We start from the raw sequence: 24,612 nt of genomic DNA, 5'->3' as shown, positions 1-24,612 counted from the left end.
AATTATATATGTAATGTTATTACATTGCAATTTGTATTCATAAATTAACACTTTTTGTGTTATGTTATAATCCCTCACTTTCTATCTATACTGATATGTGAGGTGATTCGTGTGAGCAATGATGAGTTCATCATAACTCCAAGGGAAGACAAGACTGTAACGATGTCCATTCGCATTGAAAAAATCCTTCAAGAACAATTAGATGAACTTGCCCGAAAGAGCAATCGTTCTCGGAACGAAATCATTAACATGGCATTGGAATATGCCCTTAAGAATGTAAAGTTTATCGATTCTACAAACGATTAATTCATGTAAATTCAATCATATAACCTTGAAAGCAAAAACCCGCTCGTTGAGCGGGTTTCATTGCATCAAACTAACTTTTTTCAGAAGTGCTCCTAGGATTCCTCAATCCGAATCCCCACCACTTTCTCTGCTAAATCCACATCGGTGTGATCCAGTTGCACTTTCACCTTGCCAAGTCGACGTGCTTCACGCCATTTCCGTAGGTCTTCCTCATTCTCCAGCTTCAATTCCGCAATTTCACTGGCTCGATCAAACATGTACTTGCTTGTGTACAGGCAGGTATATATCCCTTGTCCACCTAGCGCAATGGGCTTGTCCCGCCGCTCCCACCGTTCGATCGTAAACTTAACATACAGCTCCTCTTCCGTCCCGGGCCGAGCCGGCCGTTCCGTAATTTCCCGTCTCCGGACCACCTTCCAATCCAGAACGCGACCAAACCAATGAATCCCCGTATTCCCGGGACCTTGGAACTTCTTGCGAGATTGGCACATCGCGATGTATTCGATTTGAGTCAGCAGCTTGTGGTCGACGATATTTTTCAACGGCATATGGTAAAAACGGAGCTTCAGCGCCATTTCCAGCTGGGAAGGCTCCCTGAGAGAACCCACCAGGACATTTTTGCCCGCAAACTTATTGTAGTAATATTCCTTCGTCCCGCTGGGGCGAGTGGAACGTTCATAGGCTTTCTCCGGGCTGTCTTGAATGATCTCATCCAGCAGTTGTTCCATCAGACCGGTTGTGTTCGGCAGAAACGGGATCGCCCCGATGTTGACGAGCTGAATGCTTTTGTAAAAAGGATGCTCCTTAAACTTCACCTCATCCGGATACGGAAAAAGCACATACGCTCCAAACATACTCCGCTCGTAATCACCGTTCCGTTGATCCTGGTACACAATCGCATCCCGATAGCGGTGCATTATGTTGATGTCTTCCTCTTCAGGACCTGGCTGCTTGTACTTCTTCCAGTAAGGCGTCCCCTCATAGGCTGAATTCAAGCGATATTTGGCATCAAAAATATACTTATACTCAATCGCCGCGTCATTCTTTTTTAATGTCAGCACATTATCCGGTTTCTGTGCCAACGTAGTGTGGCTGTCTCCCGGTGGCAGAGAATTATAGTAGAGGGTAAACACCTCTCCATTTCGCGGATTCCGATACACCATCTTCGCCTTCCGTCCCTGGTTCAACGTCACAAATAGACCGCTCCGGTTCACCTTAATCAGATCCTGGCTTACCAGCTCATATTTTCGCCGCATCAAATCATGGATTTTCAGGAAACACCAGTACTCGTACAATTGCGCCAGGTCCTTCATCGACAACCGGAATAGATCGCCTTGGATCGAAAGCCCCTTCATCAGCAAGAGATAAATCCGATAGACCTCCCGATACCCCGGAGCCATCTGTAGGACCAGGGATAGCGAAACCTGCTTCATATCCCCGACTTGCAAAAAATCCTGCCTCAACAGCCGCTGTAACTGCGAACTCATCACGTCGGTTTTCTTCAGCAATACAGGGTCCGTGTTTTCTCTCCTTGCTGCGTGGGACCGTAGCTCTTTCAATTTCGAAGTGATGCGCAGTAACGCCCAGCGGATGAATCGATTTTCTGCCGTATCGAAGTCCCTATACCGCCGGGTCTCAAGCACATGCGTAGGTAGCTCCTGCCCAGGAACACACAGCTCTGGCCGTTTGCGCAAAAAAGCGATATTCTCCTTCCCTACCCGCTTCGCCTTCGATGCTTCCACAAGATGAGGTTCACGGCGCATTTTGTAGTGGGGAGCGTTTTTGATGCGGTCGACACCTTGGGTCAACTGCCCAAAAACCTGCTGTAATATCGTAAAAAACTCCGTCACACTCTGATGTCGTGTCTCCCTTAACCCGGTAAGATGAAACGTCTTACGCAGAAAGTCAAAAGACAGATTATAAATCTGCTCATTCACCTCTCGCAAAATCACTTCGTAATCGCGTTTGTAGTCCATTTTGGACGGAAACACTTCAAGCTGCAGCTTAAAGATCACTTCGCCATGCAAGCGAAGCTCCAACTCCGACAGGCCAACCTCATTTTGAAAGTTAAGTACCCCGGACAAGATCCGGCCACGACTCCCTATTGGTTTCACAGCTTGACGTAAGTGAAGATTTTCATGGAAAAATACGATTGGTAGATCCTCCTGCTTCTTCTCCACCACGAATTCATAAGGTTGTGTTTCAAAAAACAGAGGCTCTGCCGGATCGCCCGGATTCCAAGTCTGAAGATCCATCGTCTGATGAGAAAAGACCTCAATCGAAGTCATCTCCACTTTCGGAGATGGGACATCGATTTGGAAATGGGCATCCACCCACACATCCCCTTCTTGCCGATGAAGCTGCATCGTTTCGACGGTCGGATGAAATGGCTTCCCTTTGATATACAAATCAAACAGATTCGTCTCTATGCGTAGTAACTCTATTGGCGCATTACGATAACCAGTAAGAGGTGAATCCATCTTCTTCTAGCCTCCGTAACATCGAAGCGATTTTCCTTGCACTACGCAGATACTTGGCCCGATCGAGTAGGGGTTTGAGCTTATCGCCCTCGAACAATGAGGTCGTGTCCTCCAAATACTCATTGACGGTAAAAGAAGAATCCACACACTCCCGCATCAAGTTCAGAAGAACTCTCCGGATCGAAGCGCTGCTGCCTTGAATGCGAGGAAGTATTTTCTGGAGCAACTGGTGATCAAACGCCTCATCCTCGGCCAGCAATCCAAACCGTTGATTATAGAGCATATAGAAGCACACCGCATCCCGAATGCGAAAACCAACATGCGCATGGATCTCCTCCAAAATGCTGTTGATCTTCATTAGCTTTTCGGTCGTACTACTAATCAGATCTTTGGAATCCGCATTATAGGCATCTACTAGCTGCAGATAATCACTTCTTAGGAACCGATTAGGTGTTGCCTCTGGACGTGGCCCCGCCCCTAACTCCTCGTCAGGAAACTGATCTAAAAAGATATCATTAAACTCGATGGTATTTGCCCGGTCGAGCACCTTTTTACTGAAAGGATGCGTCGTCTCGTCCATATTGACCGTTCCGATCAAGTACACATTCTCCGGAATCGACAGATTGCCATACACTTCTTGATCCTCATCCTGCACGAACGAGCTGCTGTGAATGATTGGAGCGGTAGCAATACGTCCGTCGCGCCATTCCTGAGTCTCCAAAATGCTGAGCATATCACTGAAATAGTGCTCTACTCGAGCTAAGTTCATCTCATCCAGGCAGATGAAATAAGGTTTGCTCGGGTTACGGGAGGCCTCTAACAACACCTCAGTAACACGCCCTGGACGAAACTTGCCGGACAAGTCACTGTAGCCAATCAAATCCGACGGATCACTCCAATCCGGCCGGACCGGAATTAGCGTAAACTGTCCATTCTCCGAAGTCGCTCCCAACGCCTCCGCAAAGAGCTTAATCAGCTTGGTTTTCCCGGTTCCCGATACGCCTGCAAGGATGACGAAAGGTTTGGTTTTGAGGGAGAGGTAGAAGTTCTCGATGAGGTGCATCGGGTAACTAAAACCCTTCTGGCTAATATACGCTTTGATCTTTCTTAGAACTTCCACTACATCTCTATCCTCAATGAGAGCTGGACTTTTTACTACCTCATCCATATTGTAATCTTCCTTTATAAACGTAAAATCTGGCCATTTTACTTGAGGTGATTGATCCTGGATGACTTTCAACCCCGGGATAGTGAACCGGAATAGATAACCTTGCTTTACCCCACCACCTGAATGGATTGGTCCCTGATTAATATTCAACTTCAGTATTTCTTGAGAAAAATTATTCAATGGAATATTCGGCTCAAGTGAGAAATACTCCACCCGAATAAGTCTCCCTTCCTCCTCCCAATTTGATCCTGCCATTGAGGATGGCTTTGGAGCATGTACAGGGTCTTCAATCGCCTTACTTACAAAGCGCAATGATCCATTCGCGTAATGTAAGATGATATCCCCTTTTCGCACTTCATCCATCGTATCCCAATGATATTGCGAGCGGCCTCCTTTGCCAGACAAAGGTGCCCACAGTATCCCTTCTTCCCTTTCTGCATTAAGAGTTGAACCTTGATTGACCCACCAAATGTTAGGGGATTTGGGGCTCGTGGAGGGGATCAGTTTCATCTCATACTTGAATGGTTCACCTGTGGAGTAAAACTCGATGTATTCCGCTAATTCTTCTGGAACTAGTACTTGCTTTTTGCTACCATGATCCTGAGGTTTTTGCGATAGGATATAGTCATAGGAAGTTTTGAAAACAGATTTCATAAGCTCTTTAATCTCGGGAGAGTGGTAACGTATTTGAAAAGTAGCTCTTCCTGCACTTACTTGATCAACATTTCTTAAAGAGGCCTGATAATTGAGTCCATTATAAATAAGGATGAGCTGTTTTCCTTTGCCGACTTCAACCGATTCTCCACCGTTGGCTTCATTGAAGAATTTCACAAACTCATTTGGTATCGTCGACCCATATTCAAAAATAGACCAGTCCACTTTTTTTCTACCGATGAGATTGGGAACTGCATCATCATGTGTCCAGCTTCTAACTTGAGTGAGCATGTTGACCCTCGTTTCTGATGGTTAGTGTTACTATAATTTTCAACTTAATGTTATTTCAATACTATATCCTAAGTTGTAAGAATTTATAAAATGAGATTGTCAAAAGTAGTACTCAGACTACTAAAGGACAATCTCTTAGAAGGAAACGTTTTTTCTGTGTCAGCCTGATTATCAGTTACATGAAATAGTGAATTTATGCAAATCCATCGCTAGCCTCTTAGACAAAGATAAGGCTATAGAGCTCTCCTTCTAACTTAATTTCCAACTAGCAATAATCACCTTATTACGTCAATTACAACTTACGGGACGATAACGGTGATATTTACATATTCTTTCACTATACGATTATCACTTATCTCTAATTGCAGACGAGATCCATCAATATTACACAGTAGGACCGTTAGTGGCGTAAGGTTAATAATTCATAGATTTTCTTGAGCATCTATTCCTGGCTAGAGCCAATTAACGGCTCGGTTTTCTTGTAGACAAAGTAAAACGATATGCGGTAATTCTATTCGTGATTTCCTTTTATTTTGTGTTACTTGTACCTTCTCGTATTGTCTAATATAAGAAGATAAATGTTAAGAATTCTTGTAACTTATAGTCATAGATAGATTTTTCAGTTGCTGAAAATTCTCTTAATACACTACCCACAAATTCGGCCTGAATTTTTTCAAACGATTATTCGTTTCAAAAAAAAGGATAAGAGGCCATTAGTGAAGCCTCCCAAAAAACAAGTTTGCTGCATGTTTACTTGATTGAAGCACTTTTCTTATCTACATAGAGGAAGTTTAGACAATTAGATCGCAGAACTAAGGTTCTCCAATTACAAGAACTCCTCAATCCGGTAAATCTCCCGCTGTATTGTTGTTATTCTTTAAGAAGTTTAGAAATATGAAACTAAAAGCATACAAATTTCGGATGCTACTTAATGCATTCACGAATATAGCCCTTCATTGACTTCCATGTGTCCAAAATTAAATCAACATCTACTGGAGTAACATTATGAATGTATAAATTTAATTTGTCTAATAGACTCCTCTTATTAATAAGATCTCTCCAAAGACCAACGTTAGATTTAAATTCCTTTGAAGTATTTGGTGTGGCCCCCCACTTGTTCAACACATTGGTGATTGAAGATGGAAGGGCTGTTTCCTGGTACTGTAATCCAAGTTTTTTTGAAGCGTACTGAGTTGCAGACTCTAATAATGTCCGATACAAGCAAACCGTCGCATAGGGATAGAATAAAACGTTAAGCTTACTTAGTTCACATACAGTTTGATATATTTTATTGCCCAAATCATCAGTATTTTTCAATGAATCAAACAATTGACCTTCTGAAGAAGTAAAAGTCAGATTGTTACGTTTCTTATGCTGAGGTTTAAAAACAGTTTCAGGTTCATAGCTATCTTCTTGATCGTCCTCTACATCTTTATTACTAGTGTTTTCATGTGTGTCATCTTTATTAGCGCTATCGTCAAACTCTTTGTTTGATTGTTTACCTTCTTTAGAGTTATTGTTTTCGTCAGGTTCCTCAAGTTGCAAATGACTCTCTGAGTTTCTGTCCTCACCGTTATTTACCTCAACGTTCGTCCCCAACTGGTTATTCGCACCTGAATTACTATCACTACTAGAATTAGATGTTGTTGATGAAGAGGCCCGTCTCTTATATTTGGGGTTATTCTTAGCTACATCAATATTTAAAATCATGAACATGATTACACCTTTAATCAAATACATCAACTTTACAAATACTGTATCTTGAATAAAATCTGCTCTTTCATTAGATATTTTTAGCTGTTCTTTCGATTCATCAAAATATGGCAAATTTACAAATCCAAAAACATTATGAGGCTTAAGCCGCGTTACCTTTTTACGTTGTGAGAAATCCGCTAACCCTAGCCAGTCAAGTTCCTCCGACAAGTAGTTATACATAGCGAAATCATTAACATAAATATTTACCCCAGCACCATGATCCTTAAGCATACCACCTGCAGTTTTTTTCTCATATACCAATAACCGTCCCTCAAAGGAGGGTACTCCTTCAACATTTTCAAGATCTTTAAAACTAATATTATCATTCGTTCGAGTCTTTATTGTCTCAATAATACTATAATACTTGTCCAATATTGATTCTATGCTCAAGGTATCAAAGGAAGTTATAGTGACTACAGAATCATTTATATCTCCATCTTTCGAAATACATTGGAAATTCAACGTCTCCGATTCTTTGTCATAACTAAATACTACATCAAATAGCATATCATTAAACTCAGTGGTAAAAAGCAATGAAGCGGGAGGACTACCATCAATTTCAAGAGTTATTTCGGGAAAATCAATTACTTTGTTTTTATACAAATAAGTAGAGATATGGCGCAGCTTTTTTATTTCTGCCTGTGAAGTAAGTAGCGCCAATACTTGTTGAGGAACATTGTTCAGCGTAATTCTTGTTCCTTTATGTAATTCAGCATTAATAACTTTCTCATAAGAATAACTTCCTGAATCTTTATACCAATTAATTAAATACTCACCATCATTGTCACTAGTGGTTTGTATAGTTATGCTTTCGCAGAGGGAAAAGACTGACAACAATCCTAAGCCTTTGCTCCCAGTATAAAATAAACCTTTAGCATTGGTTAAGTTGCCATTCACCTTTTTGCGGGAGAAACCAGGTCTTGAAAGTTGCTGGATATCATCAAGTGTAAATCCATGCCCATCGTCGAAAACAGCAATGGACCTTGCATCTCTATCATATGTAAGTCTAATAGTATTGGCTGAAGCATCTATAGCATTCTTGATTAGCTCGGACACAACGATTAGTGGACTACCAACAGTCCCCAAAATGTCGGCAATGGCTGAAGCATCAATCTGAAGAGTTTCTTTCACCACACTCATTCATTCACTTCTCCCTTCTAACACTTTTCTATATATTTTAACGTACTCTTTACTCATTGATTTTACAGCACCATGATTGGGAATATTTGATACTCTAATGGGCATTCTCTTACCTTGGATATTTCTTGTTAAGACCGCTTCTTCCACTAATCCATATTTTTCAGCTAGCCTATCATTCAAAACATCAAAAGGAAATTCCTTATTGTCAACTCGTCTATTACCTAGAGTTAACACGAGTTTCTTATCTTTTTTTAGGACTCTCGCTAATTCTACAAATACCTTACAATAATCATTAATAAAGAACTTCACCTTTTTCGCCTTTTCCAAACTCAAGTTGGAAATCAAGTCTTCAAAGTCAATTTCAACAGAAAAATTATTTAAGTTGTAATGCCCACCTAGGCTCATTCTATCAATTGCAGTGAACTTATCGAGCATTGACATATCAAATGAGTCCAGGTCATTTACATCAATCCATAAGAGCGGTAGAATCGAATACTGTCCGTATGTTACAGTTGTATGATTATCTCCATATGGGGGAGATGTACAAATCAGGTCAATACTATTACTCTCGAAGTTTCTTAAGATGTCTGTCGCATTGCCTGTATAAAGGTTAGTAATTATAGTCTCTTGATCGTTTACGTAATCACTGTATAACGTAGATATCTTATTGACAAAATACTCTATACAATCATTTTTCATTGATTTAATCTTAGTTTCTTCTTTAACATGCAGTTTAAAGGTAGTCGAACGAGTATTGCTGTATTTTCGTACAGTGTCTGCAAAACAAACCCAAAAAAACCTTCGTATATTGATATCCTTTTCTTGGACAATAGCTTTTCTTATTGTGCTTAAATCAGCGATGACATCACTCCTGAACCATTTGTCAATATTATTGAAGTAATGCATCTCTATGTTCCCTAAAAATAGAGAGAGATGGCTTTTTAATTGAGCAATACTCTCTCTGATTTTTATTGGTGGAATACCTTCTAGTCTTACTCGTGTAATTAATATTGCTAAAGGATTAATATCAATTCCATATGTAGTTAAATTATGCTTCGCTCCCGCAGCTAGTACTGTACCCGATCCGACGAAAGGATCGAGAATATTTCTGATATTGGTATCGAACTCCAGAATATCTTGTAACAGTTGCTCTTGCATTGGTGCCACCATCATTGCGGGATATTTAATTAAGGCCTTTCTATCTCTATAACCTGTAAAATCCCAATATTCATCTGAGTAACTTTTCAGTTTATCCACTAAGGTATTTACACTCATTGTCATTTCCCCTATCAAATTTGCTTCCTAGCATACAGTCTATGTCCAAGTGTACAATAGCGTATACTGAAGCGACACAATCCATCACTAAAGTCTAATATTCTACATATCTTCACACCATTCCTGCCTATATTATCTAATTTTTGTGTCTTAAGTACTAGATAATCACCTGGATTATAGCAAACAAGTGGAGAACTAATGCCGTTCATCTTTCAATTAAATCTCTCAACTATCCGAATTGATGTTCTGATAGACACACTTATTCAAGTACTGCAATGAAATTTCATTTCCTAATTCAAATTGTTAATGATTTCATTCGACGTTGCCAACTTTACGGTAGAATTGAGTGCATGCTACGACTCTTCGGACTCTTCGTAGTCTTCATCGCATTTCGAGCCCGCAAGGATACCGATCGAGTAGGAGGGGCGGCTACCCCCCGTCCTCAGACACCACCGTAAATGCGGGTGCTTCCAAAAGATTAAACAAGGCTCTAGATAACGATAAAGTAAAGTCTTCAGCCCTTTCACTTCCCAGTAGGAAGTCGGAAGGGCGCTATTTGTGTTCGTGACATTTCTCACGCACCGCGCCAGGTATTGGCCATGACATGGCAGGCCTATTCTGACACTCCGAGTGCCCGAATCGCGGTTTACCCGATCAAAGAACTTTTCTAAATCCATATCCACGCCCCATCGCAGGTTGCTTTGGATATATTGCTGGGCTTGTTTTACAGCATCGTGTGCTCTCTACTCGTAGCTGTACCAGGAGAAGTGAACATCGAAGATTGGAGTCATCACTTGCAGAAGGGCTGGGGAAGCAGTTCATCACGGTTGGGGTTCCGAGTTGCCTTACTCCGCCTCCGAGTTTGGGGATTTCCATCCGCCTGACGGGCAACGGTTTATACATTCCCGTTAGAAGTTCATTTTTCACCGTTCCCCAGTGAGTGTTTAGGTAAGCCTGTAGCTCTGCTACCGTTACTCTGTCACCGGGAGCTCCTCCGATTTGGACGACCCGCTTATTGGCGAGTCGTAGGTTTCCTCCTTCGAGCATTTGCTCCAACAAGTCGTTACTTGCTTTGCGAGAGGAAAAGGGCGACTTGCTCCGGTGAAGAATTCGGCGCTCTCAACTCTCCTGGCGGCTTCCCTTCTCTTTGTTGGCAGCTCCCTTTTGAAATATTCGGCTGTCTCTATGCCCTTCATGCGAACTCAATCGGGTTACTCTCTCCTTTCGGTTCGGCCCTTCTGCTTATCGGCGTCCCATTACTTGCGTACTATGGTCTCTGCTGACTCCTTCGGGTTTAGCACAACCTCTCGATTATGGTTACGAAGTTTCTTCGCTTTTTATCCCGCTGGCCTTCCCAGATAAGGGCCCCCTCTTTCTGACCGCGACCACTGGAGTCTACAGGACAAGCCCTTGGCGGCTTTGGATTTCGTTGTGCAGTGACCACTCATCCGACTTATCCTTCCTCAAATCCAGTTCGTTTACCTTGGCCCGTGCTTTTGCCTCCGGCTTCCTTCAGATTCCGCCTCACGACAGACACCATTATCATTGGTTAACGGTAGGCGCTCGCCAGCCCCTGTTTGGGACTTTCACCCTAAAGACGATGCCCATGCTGGGCGCACACAAAAAAAGCGAGTCCAGGATATCCTGGAACTCGCTTTTTACAGCTTTATGGTCCTAAGTGATTCTTTGCGCAACAATTTTAGGACTCCACCACTCGTAGACCAGAGCCTTACATGCTTTTAAGCCGGTCTTGTTACCTGGGGATGCTTCTAAATAACTGATCATTCTTTTATTTCTTGTCAGGAATATGCTCCAACAAATCACCAGGCTGACAATTTAAAGCTGAACAAAGCTTATCAATGATTTCTAGAGAGACATATTCATTTGTGTTCAACTTTGCCATCGTAGCAGAAGATATTCCCGTCATTTTAATTAACTCGTGTTTCTTGATCTCTCGATCTATAAGTAATTTTTGAAATGGCTTATAGCTTATCATTGCCAAACCCCTCGCAAAGAAGTTGAATTTTTCTTTAATTATATTGAACAATCTTTGCATAAACAAAGTTATATTTATGTTCGCTTGACCGAAATATTTGATATGTTAAAATAATGTTTGTGAGGTCGAATTTTTATTTGCAAAATTAAATCCCCGGGAGGTGTGATTCATGATCAATTCTTTAGAGGTTTTAATTGATCCGCTTATTCGTAACCGATTAGAGTCTTTATACAATGAACTTAAGACCAACAACTCTGATTACAAGCAAATATCGTGTGAATCAGAACAATATATCATGACACTACGAGAAGCACTTCCTGACAATCTCAAACAAACTTTATTTCTTTATGAAGATGCTCAATTCGCATTACAAGAAATCTTAAAAGTAAAAATATATCTGCAAGGGTTCAAAGACGCCTTGCAGATATTCAATGAACTACATATCAGTAGACTCTAAGAGACGTTGGACATTTTTTCTATATAGCCCGTCATCTGAATCCATACGATAATCACAAAGTGCGATTCAAGATCAACTCGAAATAACCCCAAACTCCCTCACACGCTGCCTCCGCATCCACTGGGTTGCAACCCACTTCTCACCGCGAACCACAGGAACGCTGCTGTGCAGGGTCAAGTTGTTGAGTTCTTGTTGACGATAGAAGTATTCGAAGTACAGGGCGGACCCGCGCTCGGGTTTGACCTCTAGATCCAATAAGGGAAAGACGGTCTCTCCCCCTGCCTCCACATCGTTCAAGTAGATGATCAGCGTGCTGATCCGATTGTTGCTTGCGGAAGGGCTGTTCGGACCGAAAAAGTCATAGTGCGCTTGGTATTCTTGGCCAGGGCCGTAGTGGAGGACTTGCAAGCCTTCGGCATGTTCGATCGGCACGTTCATTAAGGCGGAGATTCGCTTTTCGATGCGATGGATGAAGGGGTTTTCCTCTTCTTCGAAGAACATCCCGCGGCTCGTGCGGATTTGGCTGACCACCTTGTTCACGAGTTTGGATTCTCGTAGTCGGGGAGCGGCTGCTTCAATCAACTGCCGGCATTCGTCGTCCGTCAGCAGCCGTTCGAATCTCATGATCAAAGGCTCTTTGTGGAGCACCGTCGCCGCAACGGTACAATCATCGAGCGAGTAGAAGGATTGAATCGGCAAGATGGAAATCTCCTCGCTCATTTCTATCACCTCTACTATACAGATTTTCGATGGAATCATTATACATCAGCCTAAGTTCGTCGAGTATCCCCCTGTCAGCTGTTCTCACCCGAATCATCCTAACCAACAAAAAAATCAACAACCTCACATGGTCGTTGATTTTAGCATAGTTCAGTTCACTTCAAGCGCGCCGCATCCCACTCCCGTTTCAACTCCAAAAGGGATTGCTGACGCTTGCTCCGATCCTCGCTAACGGCTCTTAACGCCACCTCATAACATTCATCATTCAATCGCCATTTTTCAATCGATCGGTCGGTCTCCCCACCAAAGAGTGCAAACGCCGCAGCCCCCATCACGTACACATTCGATACCTCATCGATGACTGCACCAAGCGTAAACTCTTCTGGAGACATGAAGCGTGAGGAGCCCCACATTCTGCCCATCGTGTTGATGTAGGGGCTTTTGGCGTATAAATCAATATCGCATAGGATTGTCTTGTTTGCAGCAAAGTCATACAAGACACAGCCATCATAAAAATCAATGGCCACATATCCACGCCCAGCAATATGAATGTGAAAATCCAATATATCGTTAAACACTTCAAGCTTGGCAGGTTCGGGCAGCTGCATAAATTTCTCTCTGGACCGCGGGTACATTCTCCCCCAGCATTCGCCGTCTGTCCATTCAAAAATCGCCGCAAATCCTCCGCCCACTTCTTCCGCTTGAATCAATCGGATCAAATGAGGGTGCGCCAAATCCTGATAAATCGGAACCGCAGCTTTCAGCCTGGCCACGGCCTCCTCTGGTTGGCCAGTGTATCGTGCGGTGGGGGCTCCGGCAAATTTGATAAAAACCTTCTGATCCTTGATTTTTACACCAAAGCAGATGTTGCCCGAATCTTGATCGTCGTACACCTTAAAGACCTCTCCGTACTCTTTCAGAAACGAGAAGTCATAGGGAGACTTCAACTTGTACGGGATTCCATCGATATACTGGATATAAAAATCTGACAAGTACCATGCAGGCACCGGATTCTTCATCCCATCAAACCAGGCAAGAACATCTCGGGCCTGTTGCTGCATAACAGCGACTTCCTCTTCACCAAAAGGGATGGCCCAAGGAATCGAAGACAACGCATTGCTGCTAATATAGAAAGTTAATAACTTAAAGAATTGGTCCGGGGGATTTCCATGAAAATAGCCATGAATCTGCCCCGTAGCAAAATGCGGACTCACCTTAGCACTCCACACAATGCGATTAAACTCTTCCCAAGGATCGCCGTAATCACTGCGATTAAAATCGATGATCCACAGCTCCCCTTCTGGCGAGATGATCATATTGCCCACATGATAATCGCCGTGCTGAAAGCACTGCGGCCGCCGGGCGAGGTACTGCCGATTCGCTTCAATATAAGCCATGATCAGCTCGTCGCCATCCATTTTGACGCCGCAGTCTTGATATTGCTTTATTTTTCGGTCTACTTTTCGATTAAAAAAGGAATCCCATGGTTCTTGATCAACTGGGGCGGGAACATTGTGAATTATCCTCAAGATTTGCCCGGCTGTCACGCCAAGGTGGTATTGCATCGTGTCCGTCATCTTCGGCAATACCATCTGCGCATCTTCGCCGTCACACCAAGTCAAGAGGGTATAGACACTTTGCCCGTTGTCGCATACCCTAAAATCCACAGGCCGCGACATGGGCACACCGCTTTCGGCTAATCGTTTCATGACTTCAAATTCATGTTTCTTGTGGTCGTACTGGGAAATATCAGCGATGCGCAGCAACAATTTCTCGTTGGTTACGGTCTCAATATAGTATTTTTTATCGCTCGACCAGCCTTTGGTGATCGGATCGATTTTTTCGAACGTTTCATAACCTTTGATATCAAACACAGGATATTCCCTCCCCCATCGTAGCGTCCAGCATTAATAACCACACTAAGTGTAGCATTTCAATCCTAGGATGGAGTGAAGGATATAATGCTGTAAATACTACTAAAATTCGACATTTATATGGTATTATCAATATTACCTATTATGAGAAATGAGTGGTTTTTGAATGCAAAAAATAATTTATCCAGTCTTAGCACTCTTGTTTTTCTTTTCGACGAGCATTCCAGCTTATGCCGATATACGATCAATTACCTCCGCCTCTCTGGAGCTGCACTTTTGATAATGAAATGAATTCTATCTCCTTGCAAAAATTCGGCAAACAACTCTATGTGAAGTATAGTAGTCCTTGGTTTGAAGATGATTCTTCCTCCTCTTCAAAGTATTATAATTACACCAACTTTTCTATTTTGGACGATACTAAAGGCTCCCTTCAAACCACGTTCAAATCAGATAGTCAACAATATGTTGATTGGGGAAAAACAGCTAAAATAGGCGAAAAAGGAGAAATTTATACTATATACACAGATAGAGGTAAAAATCAAAATTATCATTTAAAAGCAACTAGCAAAGAAGGGAAAGTTTTATGGAGTAAAACTTTCCCTGAGAAGGATTCTAGTCAAGGAATTGCTGGTATGTTCATGCTAAAAAACAAAACTCTGCTCGTCTACATTCGGCTGAACACTTATAAGTATAATATCTATCGTTTTGATTCCACTGGCAAACTACTGCAAAAGAAACAGTTGAACGAATACGTTGACGATTACCAGAATGGCTACCTATTCACTTATTCGAGTCTCGGAAAAACCAAGGCACGGGTTTCCTTCTATGATGACAACCTAAACTTCAAGTTCAAAACAGACGTTACTTTTGGCAAAGACGATTTTCGCGGAATATCTTCGGACGGTACCCTATATTACACTGGTTTTGATAAAGCGAAAAACGTGACGACTGTTCTAGCAAAGAATAAGAATGGGGCCCTACTTTGGTCAAAAAAGTTTACTGGTACACAATGGCGGGATAATTATTATGATGGAAATGGATATAAGGATGAATTTGTGATAGTGATCGGCAATACAATTTATAAGTTTAATGCCAAAGGACTTGCAGGAAAAAAACAACTTTCGTCAGAGAGAGCCGACTTTCAGGTTGGTGAAGATCGGACCGTTCTTGTACAAGACCAAACCAAGCTCTATTTATTGAATGAGAAGATGGAGGTCCTTCGGACAGCAAATACCGAATACTTACCTGGCAGATTCGCAATTCAAAGCCAAATAATCGTGCACGGGGATCCCTTATGAAAGGTGATCGAAGATGATTAAACACTATTAATCCGATCCTTATTTTTAAATAGCTTACGACCCAAGCTCGGGTTTATTGATATTCTTCCAAGGCTTGTTGCAAAGTTGCTTTGGTGTCAACCTTTTCAGTAAATAGGATCCCTAATTCGATCATGGTGTTCGCGATTTCCGGGCGAATACCTGTTATAATCGCTTTACATCCGAGCAAGCCAATTCCCTCTACAATTCGGAACAAATGTCCCACCACAGCCGTATCCATAAACGCAACGCCGGACAAATCGATAATAATTTTTTGGATTTTCAGGCTGGAGATCTGATTTAATGTCCGTTCCTGGACTCTTTTCGCCCGATAGGTATCCAATGTTCCGACAATGGGCAGCACCGCCATCGAGGATGATAAAGGAATAATGGGGACGGACAATTCATCGATCGTTTCGCGGTGAGAACGAAGCAATTCATCCTTGTACTCGATATAGCTCGAAAAATAATGGAAAATATAATGGTCCAACATAAAATTGGTTTTGATTCCGAGTTGAAACACACCCTCCATGTCAAGCTCGACATGCTTATGATAGTTATGCAAGAAATTCCAATATAATTTACGAAACGCCTGGAGCAATTCCAGCTTTAAGACTAAGGGAAAGTCGTTCTGTGCACCATTCTTTCCGAGTTCCTTGGCGAGCATCGTCAGCTCATGCTGACGATCTTCAACCAAGAGCTTTGCCATTTTTTCAAAAATCTCATGCACATTGATTTTATACATGGAGTCTTTAACTAATTGAATCGTATCTCGGGTCTCCGAAGTAAACAACTCATTAAAACGATCCTGGTTCAGCAAAAAATATTCTTTAAAGCTTTGACCTTTTACATATTGCAGATCCAAATCCATCGCTCCAATCTGTTCGATCATTTTTGTTTGAAATTGAATGGTAAATGTGGTTCCGATTCCTTCTCTGCTTTTTACATCGATTGTACCTCCATGTTGGTAGATGGTCGAATAGACCTGAGTTAGCCCCATTCCCGTGCCTTCATCCTTCGTTGTAAAGAAAGGGGTACCTAACAGTTGAAGCTTTTCTTTAGGTACCCCTACACCTGTATCCGAAATGATAACATAAATAATGTCGCCCACACGGTAATGCTCGATGGTAATGGTTCCTTGATTGGGAATGGCTTCAAAAGCATTTTTCAAGAGATTAAAAAACGCTTTCTTTAACTGATTTCTTTTCCCATAAATGATTTCATCACTATTGCGAAATTTCTTTGCAATTTGAACCCGATAGATTTGATCCTGAAACAAATAAAGCAAAGACTCTAATTCCGAACAAAGATTAATCGCAATACAGGACTCATCTTCCAAGTCGGGCTTAGAAACCTGCAATAGATCTTGTAACGTAGAGATTGCCTGTTCCAATTCCGAGCAAGCAAAATCTAAATAACTATGGGAAACCTCCCTTTGCAGTAATTGTAGAAATCCCTTCACTGCTGTTAATGGATTTCTCACTTCGTGCGCGATTCCCGCCGCTATTTGACCTATGGAAGCAAGACGGCTTAATGTATCGTCCGTTTGAGTTGCTTTTTTAGTTTTTTCCTGTCCGCTTGGTTGCAACTATTTTCGTCCCTCTCGTCGAAGTCTCAATCTGAAATTCATCCATTAATCTCTTCACACCGGATAATCCGAGTCCTAGTCCACAGGAAGACGATCCCTTCTTTCCATTTAACACTTCATTTATATTGGGAATTCCCGGCCCTTCATCGGTCACTGTAAAACGGATTCCCTGATCAATTAATTCACAATAAAAAATCCCTTTGCCGCAAGCATGATCCAAAATGTTTCGGGTTAACTCCGAAACACTCACATAAACTCTCTGTTGATCTGCCTCGGAAAAAGGGAGCTGCTTCATAAAATGACGAACGGTACTTAACGCAAAATAGATATCATCTTCTGAAGAAATGTTCACTTTCTGATAGGTCATCGGCTAAGGAAGCCTCCATGCTACATTAAACTTATTATCTTTCCAGTTGATAACTCGAACATCCTTACTTCTTATATTTCGACCTAAATCCTAAATTTCCTACTAGCTCATTGTTAATTTGGACAAATTCCCCTTACCCCCCTTCGGCTTCGCACACGCTTTGATGATTTCAGTTATTGAATCAGCGAGAGGAGTTTTGGCGATCGATCACAACGTGAAGAAAAGCTGGCGCAAAATTATCGCACCTTACGAAAGACCGAGCCTGAAACGGAGCATTTGGCAAATCGTGAATACCTTTGTACCTTTCTTTGTGCTCTGGTACGCTGCCTATTGGAGCCTTTCGGTGTCTTATTGGCTTGCCTTGATTCCGGCTGTTCTGGCAGCCGGCTTGTTGGTCCGGATCTTCATCATCTTCCATGACTGCTGCCACGGCGCCTTCTTTGCCAACCGCACCGCCAACGAGGTATTAGGAACGATTGCCGGAATATTAACCTGCTGTCCATACCATCAGTGGCGGCGCAGCCATTCGGTCCATCACGCGACCAGCGGCAACTTGGATCGGCGCGGCATGGGAGACATTTGGACGTTGACTGTGGAGGAATATTTGGCGTTGCCGCGGCTGAAGCGGCTGGCTTACCGCATGTACAGAAACCCCCTGATTATGTTCGGGCTCGGTCCCACCTACGTTTTCCTCATTGAATACCGGTTTAACCGGAAGGGAGCCCGGATGAAGGAACGGCTTAATACCTACATCATCAATCTTGGAATCGCCGCTGTCGCCGGGCTGCTTTGTTGGACAATCGGCTGGCAAGCGTTTTTATTGGTTCAGGGACCGATCTTTCTGCTTTCCAGTCTGGCCGGCTTCTGGCTGTACTACGTCCAACACCAGTTTGAAGGGACCTATGATGATTGATTCTTTAATGTCGCAAGCGATTGATAAAGGAATTGAACAAAAACAGCTTCCTGCGCTTCAACACCTAATTGAACACGGCCAATATTATAAGGAATTGATTAGTTCTTTCCCCACGATGTCCGTCACGATCGATAGCTTTCTGCTTACCGGAGCGTGTCCGGATGGCCATCGTGTGCCGGGACTGATTTGGTATTCGCCGTTTGCATCTTTTTCCTTCCGGAAATATTCCCAAAACTTTTCCCATGGTTTAGTACACGTAAACAACAGCGAACCGTTTCTTGGATTTCCAGCAAGTAACCATTGCGGAATGCGCTGACGATCTCGGAAGGGTGTGTGAAAACCGCAAGACAGTGCAAGTCTGCCTTGATAGGTACTCGATCCCACAATGAAAAAATGGTGCGTACATGATGGGTGTCTGCATGAAGGGATCTGAATTGGGATGGCTCAGTTGCAAGCTTGCGAAGTTTGTAAGTAAAGGCAAGGCCATTTTCATCTTTACGTCCATTTCATGCTTCTTGAGATACATTTCTGCCGTCGCTGAAAGCGGCAATTGGGCGTCACAGTTAAGTAACTTTCCCAGATTCGAACTCACTGAGCGTACTTTGGGATATTTCTTATCTTTTGGCAAATTCAATTTGGTCAATTGATGTTGTCTTCTGATCGACTTTATTCTTTCTCCAACTGAGGTTAAATGATCCAACATTGATCCACCCTAACTTTGGCGAAAAGATGGTTTATAAAACAAAAGCATACTTTTGTCCACATACAGACAAAAATATGCAACATTAAAGCAAAAGTTTGCCGCGGCGGCAAAGATATGGTTTAACTCTCACCCTGTACGCGTCGTACAGGGTTTTTAACAATGGAGGCGAGGGGAGTCGAACCCCTGTCCGAAGGCAACGCCACACAGGCTTCTACGGGTGTAGTCACGGTTTTGATGTCACCCGGAAGGCCGCCCCGTAACCGGCTTCCTTCCGGATCAGCCTGATTGTCTTCTTCAGCCAGCCCCAGGCGGAGACTGGACAGCGTATCCCACTAATGGTTGAGCCCCTATCCTGCCACATGGGCGATGGAAGGTAGGAGCCTGGAGGCCGTTATTAGGCGGCCAGAGCCAGAGTTGGTTGTTTAGCTTTGCCGTTTAAATTTGGCGTTAGCGTTGATAAAGCGGACGCTCCCCACTACCCGCTACCCATGCTCGATCTACCCCCGTCGAATCCAAAAACGCCCCCGAATGAAAAAGGTTTTGGATCATCGGTGCAGCCGGCAAAGGTGTGCTGCTTTGCAGTCACTTTCCTTGTCCGACCAAGGATTAGCGACCGCATTGTTACAATACATAGTATAACACGTTTAAACTGCCTCATGTTTATGGACTTGATGGAAACAGAGGGAACTGAGCAACTGAACTTACCTTGCCACCTTCTGCTTTTCGCGAAGCGCGCGCTGGATATCGCGCTGTGCGTCACGTTTGGCGGCGGCGTCGCGTTTGTCGTATTGCTTTTTCCCTTTGCCCAGACCCAGGAGCAACTTCGCGTATCCGTTGCGGATGTAAATCTTCAGCGGCACGATCGTATAGCCTTCCTGTTTGGACAAGCCGAGCAGCTTGTTGATTTGCGCTTTGTGCATCAGCAGCTTGCGCGTTCGCGTCGGGTCGGCCGGATTGAACCGGTTGCCTTGCTCGAACGGGCTGATATGCATGTTGTGGATAAAAATCTCGCCGTTGCGGATCGTCGCAAACGCATCCCCGATGTTCACTCGGCCATTGCGGATCGATTTGATTTCAGTTCCCGTCAAGACCATGCCCGCTTCGTAGGTGTCTTCGATGAAATAATCATGGGAAGCTTTTTTGTTCTGCGCGAGTACCTTGCCTTCACTTTTCTTACCCATGTTCATCCTCCTCCTGAAGCCCCACGGGGCAGTTTACCAGACATTAATTGTATCAACTCCGGCGGTCAAAAGCAAGGATGCGCTGCCGAAAATGAACCCCCGGACTATGAATAATTCCTCCGTAATTCCTACAACAATAACAAGGAGCAAGAAAAGCGCCTTTTATTTGCCGAAAAAACAGGAATCAAGTGGTAAACGGCAAAAGACAAAATAAGGCCACTGTGTTCCAAGCCACAAGCACGCAAACTAAGGACGTAAAAAAAGAACCCGGTTCTCCCAAAACGTGAAAGAACACGGGCTTCTCAAAACGGATCAGAAACTCAGAAACCGGATGCGCCTAAACAAAACGTCTCAAAATGTCCTCCTGATGCCAATATCAAGGAGATACGACCGCTGCGTTAACGGAGCGCCGGACGAAGTCGGCGACCTCCCGGGCATCGGCCAGCCGCAGGGCCTGCTGCGCCATAACGGCCATCTCCGCCCTGGACAGGCTGCGGATCAGACTGCGGGCAGGAAGAATGGACGCGGCGCTCATGCTGAACTCGTCCAGCCCCAAACCGAGCAGCAGCGGAACGGCCAGGCGGTCTCCGGCCATTTCCCCGCACATGCCCACCCATTTGCCGTGGGCGTGCGCGGCGTCAATCACTCCCGCGATCAGCCTAAGCACCGCCGGATTGAACGGCTGGTATAGATGCGAGACCCGGCCGTTCATCCGGTCGGCCGCCATCGTATACTGGATCAGGTCGTTGGTTCCAATGCTGAAAAAATCGACTTCCGGCGCAAAAAGATCGGCCATCACCGCAACCGACGGAATCTCGACCATCATCCCGACACTGACGTTATCCGAAACCTCTGCCCCTTCAGCAAGAAGCTTCCTTTTCTCTTCCGCCAGCATTTGCTTGGCCCGCCGCAGCTCCTCCAGAGCGGCGATCATCGGAAACATGATGTGCAGCCGGCCATACACGCTCGCCCGCAGCAGAGCCCGCAGTTGGGTACGGAACAGCTCCTCCCCCGCGCTATCTAGGCACAGGCGGATCGCCCGGAAGCCGAGAAACGGATTGTCCTCCCGCGGCAGATTCAGACAAGGCGCCTCCTTATCGCCGCCGATATCGATCGTGCGCACGATGACCGGCTTTCCGGCCATCGTCTCCAGCACCTGGCGGTAAGCCGAAAATTGCTCTTCTTCGGACGGAGCGTCGGTGCGCCCCATATACAGAAATTCCGTACGGAACAGACCGATGCCTTCGCCGCCGCATTCAATTACCTCGGCGGCGTCGGCTGGACTGCCGATATTTCCGGCCAGCAGCACCCGCTGCCCGTCGCCGGTGACGGTAGGCTGCCCGACGAGCAAAGCCCATTCCCGTTTCTTTTGCGCTTCTTCCCTCCGTCTGTCTTCATACTCCGCGACAAGCTCGCGCGAAGGATTCACCAGCAGGACGCCTTCATGGCCGTCGAGGATCAACAGATCGTTGTGCCGGACAGACTCCATCACGTCCGCGCTTCCGACGATCGCCGGAATCCCCATGGATCGGGCCATGATCGCCGAATGAGAGGTGCGGCTGCCGGCGCTGATCGTGAATCCCTTCACAAAAGTCCGGTTCAACCGGGCCGTATCGGAAGGCGTCAGGTCATGCGCGACAATGATGACCTCCTCCGTGATCCCGCCGAGATCCTGGAACGGTTCGCCGGATAAGGCAGCCAGCACCCGCCGCGTTACGTCGCGGATGTCCGCGGCACGTTCCCGCAGATATTCCGTGCCCAGCGCTTCGAACGCCGCGGCGATTTCCCGCGCCGTTTCCCGCAGGGCGAATTCAGCCGTCACCGCTTCATTGCGGATCTTGTCCCTGACCGGGCCGAGCAGCTCCGGGTCCTGAAGGACAAGCAAATGCGCTTCAAATATTTTAGCTTCTTCCTCTCCAAGTTCAGCGGCGGTATGCTCACGGATTTCCTCAAGCTCCCGGCTGCTTTGGGCTACGGCGGCTTCCAGACGTTCCAATTCCGCTTCCGCGCCAAGCGCGCTTTCCTTCTCGATCACCGGCTCATGGCTTTCCATCACATAGGCCTTCGCTATCGCAATGCCCGGCGAAGCGGGAATGCCTCGCACCATCTTCACGCTCATTGGCCAAGCCCCTCCCGGATGATAACTCCGCGCAAAGCGGCGATCGCTTCCTCTTCATCTTCCCCGGAGCTCGTGATCGTGAAGCGATGCCCATATTCAATACCCAGCGACATGACGCCGACGATGGACTTCAGATTGACGGTCTTCCCGTCGTATTCCAGCCGGATGTCCGATTTGAATTTGCTCGCGTGCTGCACCAGAACCGATGCCGGGCGGGCATGGATGCCGGACTCCTCCGTCACTACAAACGTCTCGTTCACCATGATCCGCCACCCTGCCTTTTCACCGCTGCCGCCAGCGTCTTAAATCGGTCGGCCGCATGCCGGACCGTAAAACCGTACTCTTCGAGCAAAACCTCCGCCGGCGCGGACGCCCCGAAATGATCCAGCGCAAGCACATCCCCTTGCTCCCCTATATACTCTCTCCAGCCAAGCGGTGAACCGAGTTCAATCGCTAGCCGCGCCTTCAGCAAAGACGGCAGCACGCTTTCCTTGTACTCGGCGCTCTGGCGCTCGAAACGGTCCCAGCTCGGCATGCTGACCACCGATACCTTGATCCCCTCTTCCGCCAGCTTCGCCTGTACGGCCAGCGCCAGGGCAACCTCAGAGCCGGTCGCCAGCAATAAACCTTCCGCCTCGCCCTGCGCAGGCGAAAGGACATACGCGCCCCTCGCCACGCCCTCGTAAGCCGCTTCCCGGGAAATGGGCAGCGTCGGCAGGCTCTGGCGGGACAGCACGAGCGCCGTCGGCGTATCTTGGCTCTCCAGCGCAAGCCGCCAAGCCGCGGCCGTCTCCATCGCATCCGCCGGACGGATCAAGGACAATCCTGGCATCGCTCGCAGCGAAGCCAACTGCTCGATCGGCTCGTGGGTCGGCCCGTCTTCCCCGACCGCCACGCTGTCATGCGTAAATACGTAGATGACCGGAAGCTTCATCAACGCCGCCAGGCGAATCGCCGGACGCAGATAGTCCGAGAATACAAAGAACGTCGCTCCGTACACCTTGACGCCTCCATGCAGCGCCATGCCGTTCATCATCGCTCCCATGGCGAACTCGCGTACGCCGAAGCAGATGTTCCGCGCGGCGTAATCGCGGCGGCTGAAATTGCCTTCGCCGGCAAGCAGCGTTTTGTTGGAGCTTGCCAGATCGGCCGAGCCGCCGATCAATTGCGGGATGGCCTGCGCCGCCGCGTTCAGCGTCTTGCCGGAAGCATCGCGCGTCGCCATCATCTGGCCGGTCGCGAACGAAGGCAAGCCCACATCCCAGCCTTCCGGAAGCTGCCCGGATACGGCGGCGGCAAACCGCGCAGCCTCTTCCGGGAACTTGTGCCGGTAGCTGTTCCACAGTTCATTCCAGGCGGCTTCCCGCTCCCGTCCGCGCTGCGCCAGCCGTGCAAAGTGCGCCTTCACTTCCTCCGGCACATAAAACGGCTCTTGGTAATGCCAACCATAGGCGGCCTTGGCGGCCGACGCCTCCTCCGTTCCCAGCGGAGCGCCGTGGCAGGCCGACGTCCCGCCCTTGTTCGGCGCGCCGAAGCCGATGACCGTCTTCACTTCGATCAAGGACGGCCGTTCGGTATCGGCTTTGGCTGCGGCAATCGCCCGGCGGATCGCCGCAAGATCGTTCCCGTCTTCCACGCGCAGCGTCTGCCATCCGTAAGCCCGGAACCGCTCCAGGACATTTTCCGAAAAAGACAGGTCAAGATCGCCGTCGAGCGAAATATCGTTGGAATCGTACAGCACAATCAGCCGTCCCAATCCCAAATGTCCGGCGAGTGACGCCGCTTCCGCGGACACGCCTTCCATCAGGTCGCCGTCGCCGCAAATGCTGTAGGTGTAATGGTCTACAAGCGGGTAACCTTCCTTATTATAGATGGAAGCCAAATGCCGTTCGGCCATGGCCATTCCCGCCGCCATCGCGATGCCCTGACCCAGCGGGCCGGTCGTCGCGTCCACTCCGGGCGTATGGCCGAACTCGGGATGCCCCGGCGTTCGGCTGCCCCACTGCCGGAAGCTTCGCAAATCTTCCAAGGTCAGCCCGTAGCCGAACAGATGCAGCAGACTGTACAGCAGCGGCGATCCGTGTCCGGCGGATAATACGAACCGGTCGCGGTTGAACCATCCCGGATTGTCAGGATTATGGCTCAGCTCACCGGCCCACAGCGCGTAGGCCATGGGCGCAGCGCCCATCGGCATGCCCGGATGGCCGGATTTCGCCCGCTCGACCATATCGATGGACAAAGTGCGGATCGTATTCACCGCCAGCATTTCGATACTGTTTGCAGCAGAATCAGTATTCATAAGGTTTTCT

General features: G+C 46.2%; 16 protein-coding genes, 1 other RNA gene and 3 pseudogenes. 5 read left to right on the top strand and 15 right to left on the bottom strand.

Annotated elements, in window-relative coordinates:
* The first annotated feature begins 111 nt into the window (after positions 1 to 111).
* Positions 112 to 306 carry a ribbon-helix-helix protein, CopG family gene (locus U9M73_RS19100; protein WP_016313935.1) on the top strand — a complete coding sequence of 65 codons (195 nt, stop codon included), beginning with the start codon at positions 112 to 114 and terminating at the stop codon, positions 304 to 306.
* A 92-nt stretch (positions 307 to 398) separates the two neighbouring features.
* Here U9M73_RS19100 and U9M73_RS19095 read toward each other — a convergent pair whose 3' ends face one another.
* The 6 genes and pseudogenes from U9M73_RS19095 to U9M73_RS19070 all read right to left on the bottom strand — a co-directional run bounded on the left by U9M73_RS19095 (position 399) and on the right by U9M73_RS19070 (position 11,065).
* Positions 399 to 2,786 (bottom strand): DUF2357 domain-containing protein, encoded by a 2,388-nt coding sequence (locus U9M73_RS19095; protein WP_323078573.1) that lies wholly within the window; start codon positions 2,784 to 2,786, stop codon positions 399 to 401.
* A complete protein-coding gene (locus U9M73_RS19090) occupies positions 2,758 to 4,899 on the bottom strand; it encodes an McrB family protein (protein WP_323078572.1) in 2,142 nt (713 codons plus the stop codon). The genes U9M73_RS19095 and U9M73_RS19090 overlap by 29 nt, the downstream gene beginning before the upstream one ends.
* 924 nt (positions 4,900 to 5,823) lie before the next feature.
* Positions 5,824 to 7,794, bottom strand: a complete 1,971-nt coding sequence (locus U9M73_RS19085) for an ATP-binding protein (protein ID WP_323078571.1) — start codon at positions 7,792 to 7,794, stop codon at positions 5,824 to 5,826.
* A complete protein-coding gene (locus tag U9M73_RS19080) occupies positions 7,795 to 9,069 on the bottom strand; it encodes a site-specific DNA-methyltransferase (protein WP_164744232.1) in 1,275 nt (424 codons plus the stop codon). It lies immediately after the preceding gene.
* 638 nt (positions 9,070 to 9,707) lie between these two features.
* Positions 9,708 to 10,275, bottom strand: a pseudogene (locus tag U9M73_RS19075) (group II intron reverse transcriptase/maturase); the annotation flags it as partial.
* Between the two features lie 583 nt (positions 10,276 to 10,858).
* A complete protein-coding gene (locus U9M73_RS19070) occupies positions 10,859 to 11,065 on the bottom strand; it encodes a helix-turn-helix domain-containing protein (RefSeq protein ID WP_036645064.1) in 207 nt (68 codons plus the stop codon).
* Positions 11,066 to 11,234: 169 nt separating this feature from the next.
* Between U9M73_RS19070 and U9M73_RS19065 the strand changes: the two genes are divergently transcribed.
* Entirely contained in the window at positions 11,235 to 11,522 is a 288-nt protein-coding gene (locus U9M73_RS19065) for a hypothetical protein (RefSeq protein WP_323078569.1), read from the top strand.
* 72 nt (positions 11,523 to 11,594) lie between these two features.
* On the opposite strand, the gene U9M73_RS19060 is transcribed toward U9M73_RS19065, so the two are convergent.
* Complete coding sequence (locus U9M73_RS19060; protein WP_323078568.1) at positions 11,595 to 12,242, bottom strand: 2OG-Fe(II) oxygenase; 648 nt, start codon at positions 12,240 to 12,242, stop codon at positions 11,595 to 11,597.
* Between the two features lie 155 nt (positions 12,243 to 12,397).
* On the bottom strand, positions 12,398 to 14,116 hold the full coding sequence (locus U9M73_RS19055) for an aminoglycoside phosphotransferase family protein (protein ID WP_323078567.1): 1,719 nt from the start codon (positions 14,114 to 14,116) through the stop codon (positions 12,398 to 12,400).
* Between the two features lie 230 nt (positions 14,117 to 14,346).
* Here U9M73_RS19055 and U9M73_RS19050 point away from each other — a divergent pair, with 230 nt between their 5' ends.
* The gene (locus U9M73_RS19050; RefSeq protein WP_323078566.1) at positions 14,347 to 15,414 is read left to right on the top strand and encodes a hypothetical protein; all 1,068 of its coding nucleotides are present in this window, start codon (positions 14,347 to 14,349) and stop codon (positions 15,412 to 15,414) included.
* 73 nt (positions 15,415 to 15,487) lie between these two features.
* Here the strand turns inward: U9M73_RS19050 and U9M73_RS19045 are convergent, their stop codons facing one another.
* Positions 15,488 to 17,020, bottom strand: coding sequence for an ATP-binding protein (locus U9M73_RS19045; RefSeq protein WP_323078564.1), 1,533 nt, complete (start codon positions 17,018 to 17,020; stop codon positions 15,488 to 15,490).
* Positions 16,992 to 17,387, bottom strand: a complete 396-nt coding sequence (locus U9M73_RS19040; RefSeq protein WP_323078562.1) for an ATP-binding protein — start codon at positions 17,385 to 17,387, stop codon at positions 16,992 to 16,994. The genes U9M73_RS19045 and U9M73_RS19040 overlap by 29 nt, the downstream gene beginning before the upstream one ends.
* A 163-nt stretch (positions 17,388 to 17,550) precedes the next feature.
* Between U9M73_RS19040 and U9M73_RS19035 the strand changes: the two are divergent.
* Positions 17,551 to 18,291: pseudogene (locus tag U9M73_RS19035) on the top strand (fatty acid desaturase); the annotation flags it as partial.
* A pseudogene (locus U9M73_RS19030) lies at positions 18,290 to 18,496 on the top strand (alkaline phosphatase family protein); the annotation flags it as partial. The pseudogenes U9M73_RS19035 and U9M73_RS19030, both read left to right, overlap by 2 nt.
* Positions 18,497 to 19,160: 664 nt before the next feature.
* Here U9M73_RS19030 and ssrA read toward each other — a convergent pair.
* From ssrA to tkt, 5 genes are all read right to left on the bottom strand, one after another.
* Positions 19,161 to 19,529: a transfer-messenger RNA gene (gene ssrA, locus U9M73_RS19025) on the bottom strand.
* Positions 19,530 to 19,704: 175 nt separating this feature from the next.
* The gene (gene smpB, locus U9M73_RS19020) at positions 19,705 to 20,184 is read right to left on the bottom strand and encodes an SsrA-binding protein SmpB (protein ID WP_036645069.1); all 480 of its coding nucleotides are present in this window, start codon (positions 20,182 to 20,184) and stop codon (positions 19,705 to 19,707) included.
* Between the two features lie 376 nt (positions 20,185 to 20,560).
* Positions 20,561 to 22,303, bottom strand: coding sequence for a phosphoenolpyruvate--protein phosphotransferase (gene ptsP, locus U9M73_RS19015; RefSeq protein ID WP_323078560.1), 1,743 nt, complete (start codon positions 22,301 to 22,303; stop codon positions 20,561 to 20,563).
* On the bottom strand, positions 22,300 to 22,566 hold the full coding sequence (locus U9M73_RS19010; RefSeq protein WP_009224955.1) for a phosphocarrier protein HPr: 267 nt from the start codon (positions 22,564 to 22,566) through the stop codon (positions 22,300 to 22,302). The genes ptsP and U9M73_RS19010 overlap by 4 nt, the downstream gene beginning before the upstream one ends.
* Positions 22,560 to 24,602 carry a transketolase gene (gene tkt / locus U9M73_RS19005; RefSeq protein WP_323078558.1) on the bottom strand — a complete coding sequence of 681 codons (2,043 nt, stop codon included), beginning with the start codon at positions 24,600 to 24,602 and terminating at the stop codon, positions 22,560 to 22,562. The genes U9M73_RS19010 and tkt overlap by 7 nt, the downstream gene beginning before the upstream one ends.
* Positions 24,603 to 24,612: the final 10 nt, after the last annotated feature.

Origin of the sequence: Paenibacillus phoenicis (genome assembly GCF_034718895.1) — a bacterium.
GTDB classification, from domain to species: domain Bacteria; phylum Bacillota; class Bacilli; order Paenibacillales; family Paenibacillaceae; genus Fontibacillus; species Fontibacillus phoenicis.
This window is presented reverse-complemented; position numbering and strand designations above follow the sequence as displayed.